General features: G+C 67.0%; 14 protein-coding genes and 1 tRNA gene. 9 read left to right on the top strand and 6 right to left on the bottom strand.

Annotated features, from left to right (window positions below; genetic code table 11):
- Positions 1–180: 180 nt before the first annotated feature.
- The 7 genes from DK26_RS10455 (at position 181) to DK26_RS10425 (ending at position 5968) form a co-directional block, all read left to right on the top strand.
- Positions 181–1095, top strand: coding sequence for a branched-chain amino acid ABC transporter permease (locus DK26_RS10455; RefSeq protein WP_066471521.1), 915 nt, complete (start codon positions 181–183; stop codon positions 1093–1095).
- Positions 1088–2110 carry a branched-chain amino acid ABC transporter permease gene (locus DK26_RS10450; RefSeq protein WP_184231649.1) on the top strand — a complete coding sequence of 341 codons (1023 nt, stop codon included), beginning with the start codon at positions 1088–1090 and terminating at the stop codon, positions 2108–2110. The genes DK26_RS10455 and DK26_RS10450 overlap by 8 nt, the downstream gene beginning before the upstream one ends.
- Positions 2107–2859 (top strand): ABC transporter ATP-binding protein, encoded by a 753-nt coding sequence (locus tag DK26_RS10445; RefSeq protein WP_066471517.1) that lies wholly within the window; start codon positions 2107–2109, stop codon positions 2857–2859. The genes DK26_RS10450 and DK26_RS10445 overlap by 4 nt, the downstream gene beginning before the upstream one ends.
- Positions 2859–3560, top strand: coding sequence for an ABC transporter ATP-binding protein (locus tag DK26_RS10440; protein WP_066471515.1), 702 nt, complete (start codon positions 2859–2861; stop codon positions 3558–3560). The genes DK26_RS10445 and DK26_RS10440 overlap by 1 nt, the downstream gene beginning before the upstream one ends.
- Positions 3547–4662 carry an alpha/beta hydrolase gene (locus tag DK26_RS10435; protein ID WP_066471513.1) on the top strand — a complete coding sequence of 372 codons (1116 nt, stop codon included), beginning with the start codon at positions 3547–3549 and terminating at the stop codon, positions 4660–4662. The genes DK26_RS10440 and DK26_RS10435 overlap by 14 nt, the downstream gene beginning before the upstream one ends.
- On the top strand, positions 4659–5480 hold the full coding sequence (locus DK26_RS10430; RefSeq protein WP_066471511.1) for an aspartate dehydrogenase: 822 nt from the start codon (positions 4659–4661) through the stop codon (positions 5478–5480). The genes DK26_RS10435 and DK26_RS10430 overlap by 4 nt, the downstream gene beginning before the upstream one ends.
- A gap of 230 nt (positions 5481–5710) precedes the next feature.
- On the top strand, positions 5711–5968 hold the full coding sequence (locus tag DK26_RS10425; protein ID WP_066471509.1) for a hypothetical protein: 258 nt from the start codon (positions 5711–5713) through the stop codon (positions 5966–5968).
- An 87-nt stretch (positions 5969–6055) separates the two neighbouring features.
- Here DK26_RS10425 and DK26_RS10420 read toward each other — a convergent pair.
- From DK26_RS10420 to DK26_RS10400, 5 genes are all read right to left on the bottom strand, one after another.
- Positions 6056–6131, bottom strand: a tRNA-Ile gene (locus DK26_RS10420).
- 111 nt (positions 6132–6242) lie between these two features.
- Entirely contained in the window at positions 6243–7235 is a 993-nt protein-coding gene (mbfA, locus tag DK26_RS10415; RefSeq protein ID WP_066471505.1) for an iron exporter MbfA, read from the bottom strand.
- Positions 7236–7371: 136 nt separating this feature from the next.
- Entirely contained in the window at positions 7372–9774 is a 2403-nt protein-coding gene (locus DK26_RS10410; protein ID WP_066471502.1) for a methyl-accepting chemotaxis protein, read from the bottom strand.
- A 540-nt stretch (positions 9775–10314) separates the two neighbouring features.
- Positions 10315–10725: an acyl-CoA thioesterase gene (locus DK26_RS10405; protein ID WP_066471500.1), complete on the bottom strand. Its 411-nt coding sequence runs from the start codon at positions 10723–10725 to the stop codon at positions 10315–10317.
- The gene (locus DK26_RS10400; protein WP_248309926.1) at positions 10718–11098 is read right to left on the bottom strand and encodes a hypothetical protein; all 381 of its coding nucleotides are present in this window, start codon (positions 11096–11098) and stop codon (positions 10718–10720) included. The genes DK26_RS10405 and DK26_RS10400 overlap by 8 nt, the downstream gene beginning before the upstream one ends.
- Positions 11099–11227: 129 nt before the next feature.
- Here DK26_RS10400 and DK26_RS10395 point away from each other — a divergent pair, with 129 nt between their 5' ends.
- Together DK26_RS10395 and DK26_RS10390 are read left to right on the top strand one after the other, a co-directional pair.
- Positions 11228–12040, top strand: a complete 813-nt coding sequence (locus DK26_RS10395; protein WP_066471498.1) for a helix-turn-helix domain-containing protein — start codon at positions 11228–11230, stop codon at positions 12038–12040.
- A gap of 71 nt (positions 12041–12111) precedes the next feature.
- Entirely contained in the window at positions 12112–12531 is a 420-nt protein-coding gene (locus DK26_RS10390) for a VOC family protein (protein ID WP_066471494.1), read from the top strand.
- Positions 12532–12553: 22 nt separating this feature from the next.
- Here the strand turns inward: DK26_RS10390 and DK26_RS10385 are convergent, their stop codons facing one another.
- Positions 12554–13777 carry an MFS transporter gene (locus tag DK26_RS10385; protein ID WP_066471492.1) on the bottom strand — a complete coding sequence of 408 codons (1224 nt, stop codon included), beginning with the start codon at positions 13775–13777 and terminating at the stop codon, positions 12554–12556.
- Positions 13778–13843: the final 66 nt, after the last annotated feature.

The raw sequence follows: 13843 nt of genomic DNA, 5'->3' as shown, positions 1-13843 counted from the left end.
CTCGGGCAGGCCCGAGATCAGTGAGAGGGGCAGGGGTGAGGTGCTCGGGAGAGAAATCATGAGCCTGAACCCAACCACGCCGATCGCGTCACTGCTCCAGCCGCCTCCACCTCACCCTGCCCTCTCCTGCCGGGAGAGGGTTCCCCGCGCCCTTGTCGGGCTTGCCCGGTTCCCGCAACGATGACCCTCGTTCTCGAACAATTGCTCAACGGCCTACAATTCGGCGTGATGCTGTTCCTGCTCGCTGCCGGGCTGACGCTGATCTTCGGCATCATGGGCGTGATCAACCTCGCCCATGGCTCGCTCTACATGGTCGGCGCCTATGCCGCCGCCTTCGCCGCGGCGCAGACCGGCTCGGTCATCATCGCGATCCTGGCTGGTCTCGCAGCCGCGGCCATCGTCGGCATGGCGATGGAGCTGTTCGTGCTGCGCCGGCTCTATGCCCGCGACCATCTCGACCAGGTGCTGGCGACCTTCGCGCTGATCCTGATCTTCAACCAGAGCGTCACCCTGCTGTTCGGGCGCCAGCCGCTCTTCGTCTCGGTGCCGCCGGCGCTCAACGGCTCCATCGAATTGCTGCCTGGCCTGAGCTACCCGGTCTACCGGCTGATCATCATCGCCGTCGGCCTCGCGGTCGCGCTCGGGCTCTACCTTCTGATCAATCGCACCCGCATCGGCATGCTGGTCCGGGCCGGCGCGACCCATCGCGAGATGGTGCGGGCGCTCGGCGTCGATATCCGCCTGCTCTACACCGCCGTCTTCGGGTTAGGGGCCCTGCTCGCCGGCCTTGCCGGGCTGATGGCCGGGCCGATCCTGGCCGTGCAGGTCGGCATGGGCGAGCAGATCCTGATCATGACCTTCGTCGTGGTGGTGATCGGTGGTGTCGGCTCGATCCGTGGCGCCTTCTTCGGGGCCCTGCTGGTCGGCCTCGTCGATACCGTGCTGCGTGCCTTCCTGCCCGGCCTGCTGCGCCAGGTCATAACCGGCTCGGAGGCCGATGCGCTCGGTGCCGGCCTGGCCTCGATGGGCATCTACATGCTGATGGCCGTGGTGCTGCTGGTGCGGCCCAAGGGACTCTTCCCCGCCAATGTCTGAGGACGCCATCACCCACACCGGCTCCCCCACGCCGAGCACGAGCCGCGCGCTGATGCTGCTCGCATTGGCGCTCGGCCTCGTCGCCCTGCCCTTCCTCGTCCAGGCGCTCGGCCAGCCGGCTCTGGTGCCGCTGGCGACGCGCGTGCTGATCTATGCGATCGCCGCCGCCAGCCTGAACCTCGCACTCGGTTTCGGAGGGATGGTTTCCTTCGGGCACGCCGCCTTCTTCGGCGTCGGCGGCTATGTCGTCGGCATCCTCTACCGCAATTACGTCGACGACAGCCTCTTCCTCGGGCTGATCCCGGGCACGAGCCAGCTCCTGATCACGCTGCCTGCGGCGATCCTGGTCGGCGGCCTGCTCGCCTTGCTGATCGGCGCACTGTCGCTCCGCACCAGCGGCGTGCAGTTCATCATGATCACGCTCGCCTTCGCGCAGATGCTGTTCTTCCTCTTCGTCTCGCTCAAGGCCTATGGCGGCGATGACGGCATGACGATCCGCCGCCGCAACGAGCTCTTCGGACTCAACACCCGCGACGACATCACCTTCTATTTCATCTGCCTCGCCGTGGCGGCGCTGGTCTTCCTGGCGCTCTGGCGCATCGTCGGCTCGCGCTTCGGCATGGTGCTCGGCGGCATCCGCCAGAACGAGCGGCGCATGGCGGCGATCGGCATCGCGCCTTATCGCTACAAGCTCGCCGCCTTCGTCATCTCCGGCATGGGCACCGGCTTGGCCGGCGCGCTGATGGCGAACTATCTGCGCTTCGTCAGCCCGGACATGCTGCACTGGACCAAGTCGGGCGAGCTGATGATCATGGTCATCCTCGGCGGCGTCGGCACCTTGCTCGGTCCGCTCTTCGGCGCCGCCGCCCTCGTCATCCTCGAGACGGTGCTGACCTCCTGGACCGAGCATTGGCAGCTCGTGCTCGGGCCGATCCTGCTGCTCGTCGTCATGTTCACGCATGGCGGGCTCAGCGGGCTGTTCGGCCGGCTCGGTATCGGCAGGAGCGAACGATGACAAAACCGCTCCTCTCGGTTCGCGGCCTGCGCAAGCGCTTCGGCGGCCTGATCGCCACCGACAGCGTCGATCTTGACGTCGTCGAGGGCGAGATCCACGCCCTGATCGGCCCGAACGGCGCCGGCAAGACCACCTTGCTGACCCAGCTCTTCGGCGAACTCAGCCATGACGAGGGCGAGATCAGGCTGGACGGCGAGCCGATCGACGCACTCGCGACAGCGCAGCGTGTCCGCCGAGGCCTCGCCCGCACCTTCCAGATCAACCAGCTGCTGCCCGATTTCAGCATGCTCGACAATGTCGCGCTCGCGGTGCAGGCACAGCAGGGGCACAGCTTCCGCTTCCTTGCCGATGCCCGGCGCGACAGGCGCCTGCGCCAGCGCGCCCGCGAGCATCTGGCCACCGCCGGCCTTGCGCACCGGGCCGAGGTCAAGGTCGCCGATCTCTCGCATGGCGAGCAGAAGCAGCTCGAATTCGCCATCGCGCTCGCCTGCGAACCGCGCCTGCTGCTGCTCGACGAGCCGATGGCGGGCCTCGGCCATGCCGAGAGCGAGCAGATGGTCGCGATGCTGTCCGGTCTGAAGGGCCGGTTCACCATGCTGCTGGTCGAGCACGACATGGACGCCGTATTCGCGCTCGCCGACCGGATCTCGGTGCTGGTCTATGGCCGCATCATCGCGACCGGCACGGCCCAGGAGATCCGCGACAACGACGACGTACGCACCGCCTATCTCGGCGAGGGAGACGCCTGATGCTGAGCGTGCGCAACCTGCAATCGGCCTATGGCGCGAGCCAGGTGCTGTTCGATGTCGGCCTCGATATCGGCGAGGGCGAGGTCGTGACCCTGCTCGGCCGCAACGGCATGGGCAAGACCACGACGGTGCGCTCGCTGATGGGGCTGCTGTCGCCGAAGGGCGGCGAGATCAGCTTCGACGGCCGCAAGCTCAAGGGCTGCGCGCCGGAAGTGATCGCCCGCTGCGGCATCGGCCTCGTGCCGGAAGGCCGGCAGGTCTTCCCGACGCTCAGCGTGCGCGAGAACCTCGTCGCCACCGCCGCCAACCGGCTCGGGCGTTCTTCGCCCTGGACCCTGAGCCGTGTCTACGCACTGTTTCCGCGCCTCGAGGAGCGCGCCGGCCAATCCGCCCGCACGCTGTCCGGCGGCGAGCAGCAGATGCTGGCGGTCGGTCGGGCGCTGATGACCAATCCGAAACTCCTGATCCTCGACGAGGCGACCGAAGGGCTGGCGCCGGTGATCCGCGCCGAGATCTGGCGCTGCCTCGAAGCACTGAAGGCGCAGGGCCAATCGATCCTGTTGATCGACAAGAACATCGCCGTGCTCAAGCGCCTCGCCGATCGCCACTACGTCATCGAGAAGGGGCGCACGGTCTGGTCCGGCTCCAGCAGGGACCTCGCGGCCAATGCTGAACTGGTGCATCGCTATGTCGGCGTCTGAATCCGAGATCGTTGCACGCAGCGGAGCGGCTGATCCCGTAGAGGCCCTGCGCGACACGCTGAGCGAGGTCCTCGCCGGGCTGGTCGCAGCGGGCTGCGGTCCGCAGCACCTCACCGGCATGGAGTGGGAGAGCTCCGATCCCGCCGCCTTCCATCTCTCGCGCCACACGGTCGAACTGGCCTATCGCGAGGTCTTCGCCGGCTTCCGGCCACCGATCCGGTTACGTGCCGGAACCGAGCCCGGCCTGACGATTCGCGCTCACCACACAATGCCGCGGCCGCTGCCCGACATCGAGATCGAGGGCTATCCGCTGCGCGAGCTCGGCCGGCAGTACAGCCCGCGCCTGCAGGCCGACATGACCGCGCTGTTCCGGCAATGGAGCCGCGACGGCGCCGCCTTCCGCGCCGCACATGCCGGACTCGACCTCGCCTATGGTCCGAGCCGCTTCGAGACACTCGATCTCTATCGCCCGGCCGGGGCGACGCGCGCTCCGATCTTCGTCTTCATCCATGGCGGCTACTGGCAAGCCTCGGACAAGGTCCAGCACGCGCAGTTCTCGCAGGGGCTGCTCGATGCCGGTTTCGCGGTCGCCCAGCCGAATTACGGGCTGGCGCCGGACACCCCGCTCGAAGCGAGCATCGCCCAGACCGTTGCTGCTCTGAACTTCCTCGTCCATCAGGCCGATGCGCTCGGCCTCGATCCGGCCCAATTGCATCTCAGCGGCCATTCCGCCGGAGCCCATCTTGCCGCGATGGCGCTGTGCGACCCCGCTACGCCGCCGGTGGCTTCGGCCTTGCTGCTGTCAGGACTCTATGATCTGAAGCCGCTTGGCGATCTGCCGATCGGGCGCCTGCTCGGCCTCGACGATGGCGAGCGCGCGGCGCGGCTCAGCCCGCTCGGACAGCCACGCCCTCCCCGCCCTCGCCTAGCCTTCGCGGTCGGCGAAGGTGAAAGCGAGGCATTCAAACGCCAATCAGTGGCGCTGGCAGCGGCATGGAATGCGCGGGAGCCGCTGATCTGCCCGGGACATCATTTCAGCATGCTCGACGGGCTGAACGGCGGGGTTCTGCTCGATCTGGCCCTGCGGACGGCTGGGCGATGAGCCCTCGCGCCCGCAGACCACTTCGGGTCGCGCTCATCGGCTGGGGCGCGATCAGCAGGCGTGTCGCCGAGCTGCTGGCAGACGCGCAAGGCTCTCGGGACACAGCCATCGTCGCCATTGGCATCCGCTCCGTTGCGCGAGCCAGCCAAACTCCCGCCGGCGCGACCCTCATCACCGACCCCGGCCAGCTCGCCGGGCTGGAACTCGATCTCGTGGTGGAAGCCGCCGGCCGCGAAGCGGTAGCGATCTGGGGCGAGGCTTCCCTGCGCGCCGCACCAGCCTTCGCAGTCGCCTCGGCCAGCGCACTGGCCGACACTGCGCTGCTCGAACGGCTGCTGGTGACGGCCGAGGCCTGCGGCAGCCAGCTCATTCTGCCTCCGGGCGCCCTCGCCGGCATCGACGCCATCGCGGCGGCATCGGCGCTGCCGCTCGACGAGGTCGTCCACAGCATCGTCAAGCCGCCCGCGGCCTGGCGCGGCACACCCGCCGAAGAGATGATCGCGCTTGACGCATTGACCGCACCGACCACCTTCTTCGCCGGCTCGGCCCGCGAGGCGGCAATGCGCTTTCCCCAGAATGCCAATGTCGCGGTGATCTCGGCGCTCGCCGGCATCGGGCTCGAGCTGACCCGTATCGAGCTCGTCGCCGATCCCGACACAACGACGAACAGCCATCGCTTGAGCGCATCCGGCGCCTTCGGTCGGCTCAGCGTCGCGATCGAGAACAGGCCGCTCACCGGGAACCCGAAATCATCGGAAATAGCCGCGCTCAGCCTTGTCAGGGCAATCAGGAACAGGATCAGCCCGCTCGCTCGGTGACACCGTCCATATTGGCGCTGGCATGAGAACGCGCCACCGAGCCACCATATGTGGCTGGCGGGCTCCGGTCGGTCTTTCTACCGGGGTCGCCGCAGCCCTGTAACTTTCGACCGACGCCGAGGTGGAAGGCTCAGCTTCCCGCGAGGAAAGCCGAAGCCGCCGCCCCCCGGGGAACAGTTGAGGCGATAGCGGGTTGAAGGCGGAGCCCATCGAGACAATGGAGCCGCGAAATGGTCGATGGAAGCGACGATGTCGGCGGATCCGGCATGGAGCAGATCGAGATCGTATTGAACACGCTATATCTCTGCATAGACTATGCGATGAAGTATATTACGATGCGCGAAGGCGCTGAATCCGCTGCTCAGTTCAAAGAAGAGATGCTGAAGGCGCTGAAGAGCGGCGACATCAATATGGCGCTGATGGAAGAAACCAAGACATTTGATTTCGTCGTCTCGAAGCTCGAAGCCTTAGGCAAGCCGAACGCGTAGATCCGCCCAGCTTGGCCGACGGCGGGTCTGTTTCGCCCACCTAGCCAACTGTGCGCCTGGCACAGTGCGTTCAAACCTGAAAAGGAATGGTGGGCCGGGCCGGACTCGAACCGGCACCGGCGCTGTTATGAGCAGCGAGCTCTAACCATTGAGCTACCGGCCCGCGGCAGGCCTAGCATTCGCCCCGCTGCGGATGCAACGGGTCAGATCGCCCAAGTGCCCTGTCGGACGCAGTTTCGCGATCTGGCTGTCTGTGAAAGCACCAGTGTTGGCGTCAGGCCCCGCCGATCAGGATACCGGCGGCGAGCACCAGCGCCCCGCCGAGCACGACCTGGAAGGTGGCGCGGGCGAACGGTGTCTCCATGTAGCGGTTCTGGATCCACACGATCGCCCAGAGCTCGATGAAGACCACGACCAGCGCGATCGCCGTCGCCGTCCAGAAGGACGGGATCAGATAGGGCAAGGCATGGCCGAGCCCGCCGAGCGTCGTCATCACCCCCGAGGCGAGGCCGCGCTTCCAAGGCGAGCCGCGCCCGGAGAGCTTGCCGTCGTCATGGGCAGCTTCGGTGAAGCCCATCGAGATGCCTGCACCGATCGAGGCCGAGAGCCCGACCAGGAAAGTCGTCCACGGATTCTGCGTCGCGAAGGCCGTCGCGAAAATCGGCGCCAGCGTCGAGACCGAGCCGTCCATCAATCCGGCGAGACCGGGCTGCACCCAGGTCAGCAGGAACTGCCGGTGCGCGGCGGCGTCCTCCTCCGCCTTCGGCCCGTCCGTGAGGTGCTCGTCGGCGAGCATGTCGGCGCGTCGCTCATGCCGGGCCTCGGCAGCGGCGAGATCGCCGAGCAGCGCCCTCGTCTGCGCGTCTCCGCTGCGACCGGCGGCGGCGACATAGAAGTCGCGCGTCTGGCGCTCCATCGCGGCGGCCTCCTCGCGAATCCGTTCGAGCCCGAGATTCTCGACCAGCCAGACTGGCTTGCGGACATAGAAATCGGCGACATGCTCGCGCCGGATCGGAACCACGACATCGCCGAAGCGCCGGCGATACTCGCCGATCAGGCGCTGGCGGTGCCCATCCTCCTCTGCAGCCATGTCGTCAAAGACCGCAGCCGAGGCCGGGTAGTCGGCGCGCAGCATCGCCGCATAGGTCGCGTAGATGCGCCCGTCCTCCTCCTCCGAGGAAATCGCCAGCGCCAGCACCTCGCGCTCGGTCAGGCTGTCGAAACGGCGGCGGCCGCCAAATCCGGCCGGAAGGAGCGAGGAGAGCATAGCGAAAACCTTGTTTAGAATGGCTCTAGCTAATAGCACAAATCATGATCATCAAGCAGTGCGGGCCTCCAAAAGCAAAACGGCCCCCGCCAGAAGCGGGAGCCGCAAGATGATGTGAAGGCGGGCGGCGCGGCGATCAGGCGGCGCGTGCGTGCTCGTGGTCCGCCGCATGACCCTCGCGGAAGCTGAAGCGGGCGATGTGCTCCTTCAGCGAGCGGGTCTGCTCGTCGGTCAGCGCCAGCGCCGCATTGGTCTGCTCGACCAGCGCCGCGTTCTGATGCGCCATGGTGCCGATGCCGTCGATCTCGCGGTTGATCGTCGAGACGTCGCTGGCCTGGCCCCGCGCGGTCTGCGAGATGCCGTTCATCAGCGCCGAGAGGTCGTTGACCGAGGTCAGGATACTGCCGAACACCGCCGAGCTCTGCTCGACCAGGCCGACGCCGACCTTGACGTCGCCATGGGCGGCGTCGACCAGCTTCTTGACGTCGTTCGAGGCGTCCGCCGAGCGCTTGGCGAGGCTGCGAACCTCGGCCGCGACCACAGCGAAGCCCTTGCCGCTGTCGCCGGCGCGGGCCGCCTCGACCGCCGCGTTCAGCGCCAGCAGGTTGGTCTGGAAGGCGATCTCGTCGATCATCTGGATGACCTCGGAGATCTTGCTCGAAGAGGACCGGATGCGCTGCATCGCTTCCAGCGCCGAAGCGACGACCTGCTCGCCCTGCTGGGCGCGCTCCTCGGCGCTCTGGGCCATGCCGACGGCCTCGGCCGCATCCTTGGCGGTCTTCTGGACATTGCCGGCGAAGGCGCCGAGCTGGTTCGTCGCCACCGAGACGGCGTTGCTCTCCTCGCTGGTCCGCTCGGCGAGATCGGTGACGCCGTCGAGGATCTCGCTGGTGGCACTGCGGACCGCGGTAACGGTCTCGGAAAGCCGCGCCAGCGTGCTTTCGAACTCGCCGGCGAGGCCGTTGGTGCCGTCCTTCAGCTCCTGGAACGCGCCGTGATAGAGGCCTTCGACGCGGGTATGCAGGCGCCCGGCGGCGAGCTCCGACAGGACCTCGCAGGTCTCGCTCAGGCCGGTCTGCACGGTCGCGAGCAACTCGTTGACGGAGGTGGCGAGAGCGTTCAGCTCGGCATCCGCGAAGTTCGCGGAAACCCGGCGGCTGAAGTCGCCATGGGCGGCCGCTTCGACGACCTCGCCGAAGGCCTGGCCCAGCTCGGCCATCATCGCCTTGCGCTCCTCCTGCGCCCGGGCCTCGTCCTCGACCTTGGCGAGTTCGGCGGCACGCAGGGCGACCGCGTTGTCGCGGAACAGCAGCACGCTCTTCGAGATGTCCGAGATCTCGTCATTGCCACGGATCTCGACCTTGGTCTCGAGCTCACCGTCGGCGATCGCCTTGGTCGCAGCCCAGAGCCGGTTCAGGCGTCCGACGATCATCGGGCGGACATAGAACATGGACAGGGCGAGGGCGACGAGTAGCGAACCGAGCCCGATCAGGCCGAGCCAGAGCTTGCTGGTCTCGATCGTCTCGACGGTCGAGGCGCTCGCAGCCTTGGCTTCGCCGCGCGCGCCCTGGACCAGCACGTCGACCTCACGCCGAAGCACCTCGGCAGCCGCGTCGACTTCCTTCAGCCCGCGCGCGATCGATTCCCGCGTAGTGATGTCACGGTTGCGGATGTCGATCAGGCCCTCGCTGCCCTCACCGATCGCGATGAGGTCCTGCACGGTGCGCGTACGCGTCTGGTTTGTGTTGACCTTGTCGGCATCCTGCAGGAGCGTCCGGAGCTTGTAGGCGACCCCGTTGAAGCGCTCACGCGCCGTGCCGAGTTTCTGCTGGTCGTTGATCTGCGCGATCTCGCGCAGCAAGCCGACGAGCTCGTTGACGTCGGCCTGCAGGGTCCGGGCCAGCTCGAAGATCACGAAATCCCGGTCCACCAGGGTCCGGACGGCACCCGCCAGCGCGTCGCCGGTCAGCGAGCCGAGATCGTCGAAGCCGAAGGTCAGCGCGAACTTGGCCTGCTCCGCCTCGCCGCTCGCCGCCTTGACGAAATTCTCCTGCGCCTTGGCCAGGTTGTTGAGTACGGTTTCCGCCTCCGCGACATTGCGCAGCCGCTCGCCGGTCAGGTCGTTGATATCGTTGATGTGGCGCGAGAGATTGTCGAGCGCCGTCTGAGCCTTCTTGTTGTCGACACTGCCAAGCTGGCCGATCTTGCGGACCAGATCGAACTGCCGCGCCTCGACCTTGTCGAACTCGCCGGTCAGCGCGGCGCGGTCGCGCACGGTCTGCACCTCCATGAAGCGCGAGGCGAGCGCCGTCGAAGTCGTCGCCGCCTGCCACAGCTCGAGCGAGAGCTCGACCACCGGCATCTTGCGCTCGACCATGTCGTCGACCGTGGTCGCGACACGCTCATAGGAGAGCCAGGCTACGCCCGAGGCCACCACGGTCAGGACGGTGAGCACGCCGAGCGCGGCATAGATTCGCGCGGCGATGCCGACGCGCGATGCCGTCTTCGGCTGGCGCGCCGGCTTCTTTGTCTTCGACATACTCGATACTCCCGAAGGCATGTCCGCCCGGTGGCGGAAGGCAAGAAGACGCCGGCCGCTCCCCTCGAGCGGCTGGCCTTGAAATGATCAGATGGAAACTGGAGCGGCGGAGCCGGACGCCATTCCGGCGTCGGACGGAGCGTCCCTGAAACGGTCGGGAGGAACCGGTAGCTCCCAGGCGCTGGCGGCAAACCCGATCAGGATGTCGCGGCGGTCGACCATCTGGCTCCCCAATTTGCAGGTCAGGCTCGCGCCTGTTGTCCGACAAGATCGGGGTGTTCCGCTTAAAGAACGTTTAAGCGAGTGGAGTCTTCTGAATCAGTGCACCCCGATACCGGTTTACCTTCGCTTAGGACTTGCCTAGCTCCCCGGCTCCGGACCACTCCATTGCGGCAACTCCGGCAGCTTACCGTGAGTAATTCCACACAGCCGCATTCAGGCGCGACTCCTCGCCACACCCGCTACGCCCCACGCGCATCTCGTCGTTAGCCCAGCCCCGGCGCGGCCGTCGTCCGACTCTGGTCGGGAAGCCTGCGCGGCTCAGTCCTCGGCAGACGGCGGCACCGGCCGTGGCCGCCCCTCCTCGTCGATCGCGACGAAGGTGAAGGTCGCGTCGGTGACCTTCTCGTGGATCGTGGTCCGGAAGCGCTTGGCCCAGGCCTCGACATAGATCTTCATCGAGGTCCGGCCGACGGATTCGACCGTTGTATACACGCTGAGCACATCGCCGACCTTGACCGGCCGGAAGAAGGTCATCGCCTCGACCGCGATCGTCACCACGCGCCCCTGCGCCCGGTCGACCCCGGCGATGCCGCCGGCCGAGTCCATCCGCGACATCACCCAGCCGCCGAAGATGTCGCCATTGGCGTTGGTGTCGGCCGGCATGGCGATGGTGCGCACCGTCAGCGCTCCGCGCGGCTTCTCCTCGGGCAGCAGGCCAGGCTCAGTCATTGGCGTCCTTTCCTTCCTCGACATGGAAGGAATGGAGCACACGATGCAGCACCGGCGCCAGCACGAAACCCGTGGCGATCACCACGAACAGTCCAGAGAAAATTGCATAGCAGCCGGCGAAGAGCTTGCCTCCCGTGGTCTTGAGCTCGGTGACCGGTCCCATGCCAGACAGGATCATCGCCGCGTTGACGAAGGCGTCGACCACGCTCATCTGCTCGCTGGCAGCATAGCCGACCATGCCGATGACGAGCCCGACCAGGGTCAGGCCCAGCCAGAGCAGCATCGCCCGGCCCATACGCAGCGCGAAGCGCCGCAGCGGGATCACCGGTTGGCGGCGATGCTCGAAGCGCGTCAGGCGCGGCATCGTCACCATGCCGGCTCGGCGGAATGGAGCGGTCTCGGCAGCACACCGGACGGTCTGGTCGCGCGCATGGCATCCCCTTTGGCCGTTGAGCCGGCCTCCGATAGAGGCCACTATTCGCCGATCACCACGAGGCCGGCAATGCAGGCGGATTGGGAACTTGTAAGAGCCGCGCCCCGGGTCGATCTCGCGAGCACCGTCCTCGGCTACACCGGCTATCGCGAGCACCGTGTGCAGCCGATCCTGCGCCGCGAAGTCCCCGTGCTGGTCATCCCGCTGATCGTCAATTTCGCGGCCCCCTTCACATTGTCCATCGCCGGCGGCGAAAGCGTGGCCCCGCATAGCTTCGCCGCCGGCCTGATCGACCGCCCGGTTCTGGTCTCCTCGGCCGGTCGTTCGGCCTGCATCCAGGTCGACTTCACTCTGGCCGGCGCCTATGGCTTCTTCCAGCTCGACCAGCGCGACATGAGCGGCCGCATCGTCGACCTCGACGATCTCGCCACGCTGCGTCAGCTCGGCCCGCGCCTGCACGATTGCCGATCATGGGGCGAATGCTTCGCCCTGCTCGACCACGTCATCGGCGAGAGGCTGGCGCGCGGCCGCACGCTCTCGCCGGAAGTCGCAGCCGGCCTTGCCTGGCTTGCGGGACGGCGCGGCAGCGGCCGCATGCGCGCGCTCGCCGCCGCGACCGGCTGGAGCGAGCGCCATTTGACCCGGCGATTCACGGCCGAGACCGGGGTCGGTCCAAAGACCATAGCGCGTATCCTGCGCTTCGAGCATGCCCGCGTCTTGGCGACCAGTCGACCGCCAGGCGGCTGGGCCGCGATCGCACAAGCCGCCGGCTATGCCGACCAGGCCCATATGACCCGCGAATTCACCGCGCTGTCCGGCCTGCCGCCGAGCGCCCTCGCCCGCAACGATGCCGGCGAGCACGGCATACTGGAACCGGCGTGAGGTCCGTTTCGTTCAAGACGGCGCGCCGCGGTTCAGCTCTATTGGCGCGCCATGCAACCGGAGATGCCGCGATGCCGCAACCTGCCGCGATCTATTTCGGCCTGCGCTACCGCGATGCGGTGAAGATGGTCGACTGGCTCGTCGAGGCCTTCGGCTTCGAAAAGCACGCCGTCTTCCTGTCAGAGGATGGCAGCAAGGTTGTCCATGCCGAGCTTCGGCTCGGCGAGGGCATCGTGATGTTCGGATCGAGCGAGGGCACCGACTTCGCCAAGCTGGTCAAGACGCCATCCGAACTCGGCGGCACCACCGCCTCGCCCTATATCGCGACCGACGACATCGATGCGCGCTGCGAGCGCGCCCGCAAGGCCGGCGCCGTGATCACCATGGAGCCGACCGACACCTCCTATGGCAGCCGCGACTTCATCTGCCGCGACCCGGAAGGCCATGTCTGGTGCTTCGGGACCTATCGGCCTGCTTCTATAGCGGACTGACGCCTCGCGATGACGTATCGCCTCACGCCATCGCCGGCTTCGGTCGCGCCTTCAGCATGAGCCAGCAAACGATCGAGAGGTTGATCAGATTCCAGGCGAGGCCGTTGAGGAAGGCGAGCCGGTAGGAAGCGGTCGCGTCGAAGATCAGCCCCGAGACCCAGCCGCCGAAAGCCATTCCGAAAACCGTCGCCGACATCACGACGCCGATGCGCATGCCTGCCTCGCGCGGCGGCATGTAGTCGCGGATCACCACTGCGTACATCGGCACGATACCGCCCTGGAACAGGCCGAAAATGCCGGTCACGATGAAGAGAGAGCTCAACCCGTCGAACCAGAGATAGAGGAAGAGCGCCATGCCTTGCATCAGCGAGGACAGGGCCAGCGTCGCCGTGCCGCCGATCTTGTCGGCGATGAAGCCGGAGCTGATCCGGCTGACGATGCCGAGCGCCATCATCACCGTCAGCATCTCGGCGCCCCGCGCCACGCCATAGCCGAGGTCGCTGCAATAGGCGACGATATGGACCTGCGGCATCGACATCGCGACACAGCAGCAGAAGCCCGCCACCACCAGGAGCGCCTGCAACTGGTTCGGCGACAGGCCGAGGCTGCCGCGTGCACCGGCGCTGACCGCCTCGGCTGCCGCGAAGGTCGCCGCGTTCGGCCGGCGGCGGAACAAGGGCGCCAACGGCAGCATCACGACGAGCGAGGCGATGCCGAGCCACAGATGCGTCGTGCGCAGCCCGTAAGTCTCGACGCCCCAGTTGATCAGCTGCGGCCAGAACATGCCGGCGAGATAGCTGCCCGACGCTCCGAAGACGACGGCAAGGCCGCGATAGCGCCTGAACCAGTGCGAGAGATCGGCGATCAGCGGCGAGAAGCCGGTCGCGGCGCCAAGGCCAATAAGGAAGCCATGTGCCAGCGCGAACTGCCAGAGCGTCCCGGCAACAGAAGCGAGCGCATAGCCGCCGCCGAGCAGCAGCGCGCCGAGCACGATCGGCCAAACGATGCCGAAGCGATCGACCAGGCGGCCCATCAGGATGTTGCCGATGCCGAAGCCGACCATGGCGAAGGTGTAGGGTAGCGAGGCATCCGCGCGCAGGACGCCGAACTCCTGCTGGACCGCAGTGACCACGACGACGGCGGACCACGAGCCGACGCAGGCGACCATCCCGACCAGCAGCGCGAGCGCCAGCCTGAACCAGGCATAGGAGGAATCGGGCGCGTAGCGCGGATCGTCGCTGGTCATATTCCCTCCCTGGCCGAAGCCGGAGAATGAGTTTCTCTTTGATCGAGCAATAGGCGGGCGCCCGGG

It is taken from the genome of Allobosea sp. WAO (assembly GCF_001509835.1).
Classification (GTDB): domain Bacteria; phylum Pseudomonadota; class Alphaproteobacteria; order Rhizobiales; family Beijerinckiaceae; genus Allobosea.
Note: the sequence above shows the minus strand (reverse complement) of the source record. Positions and strands in the feature narration are given on the sequence as shown.

Bases quoted from the DNA above. Each gene is read 5' to 3' on its own strand.
- DK26_RS10455 (WP_066471521.1), top strand. From the start codon at position 181: ATGACCCTCGTTCTCGAACAATTGCTCAACGGCCTACAATTCGGCGTG.
- DK26_RS10450 (WP_184231649.1), top strand. From the start codon at position 1,088: ATGTCTGAGGACGCCATCACCCACACCGGCTCCCCCACGCCGAGCACG.
- DK26_RS10445 (WP_066471517.1), top strand. From the start codon at position 2,107: ATGACAAAACCGCTCCTCTCGGTTCGCGGCCTGCGCAAGCGCTTCGGC.
- DK26_RS10440 (WP_066471515.1), top strand. From the start codon at position 2,859: ATGCTGAGCGTGCGCAACCTGCAATCGGCCTATGGCGCGAGCCAGGTG.
- DK26_RS10435 (WP_066471513.1), top strand. From the start codon at position 3,547: ATGTCGGCGTCTGAATCCGAGATCGTTGCACGCAGCGGAGCGGCTGAT.
- DK26_RS10430 (WP_066471511.1), top strand. From the start codon at position 4,659: ATGAGCCCTCGCGCCCGCAGACCACTTCGGGTCGCGCTCATCGGCTGG.
- DK26_RS10425 (WP_066471509.1), top strand. From the start codon at position 5,711: ATGGTCGATGGAAGCGACGATGTCGGCGGATCCGGCATGGAGCAGATC.
- mbfA (WP_066471505.1), bottom strand. From the start codon at position 7,235: ATGCTCTCCTCGCTCCTTCCGGCCGGATTTGGCGGCCGCCGCCGTTTC.
- DK26_RS10410 (WP_066471502.1), bottom strand. From the start codon at position 9,774: ATGTCGAAGACAAAGAAGCCGGCGCGCCAGCCGAAGACGGCATCGCGC.
- DK26_RS10405 (WP_066471500.1), bottom strand. From the start codon at position 10,725: ATGACTGAGCCTGGCCTGCTGCCCGAGGAGAAGCCGCGCGGAGCGCTG.
- DK26_RS10400 (WP_248309926.1), bottom strand. From the start codon at position 11,098: ATGGTGACGATGCCGCGCCTGACGCGCTTCGAGCATCGCCGCCAACCG.
- DK26_RS10395 (WP_066471498.1), top strand. From the start codon at position 11,228: ATGCAGGCGGATTGGGAACTTGTAAGAGCCGCGCCCCGGGTCGATCTC.
- DK26_RS10390 (WP_066471494.1), top strand. From the start codon at position 12,112: ATGCCGCAACCTGCCGCGATCTATTTCGGCCTGCGCTACCGCGATGCG.
- DK26_RS10385 (WP_066471492.1), bottom strand. From the start codon at position 13,777: ATGACCAGCGACGATCCGCGCTACGCGCCCGATTCCTCCTATGCCTGG.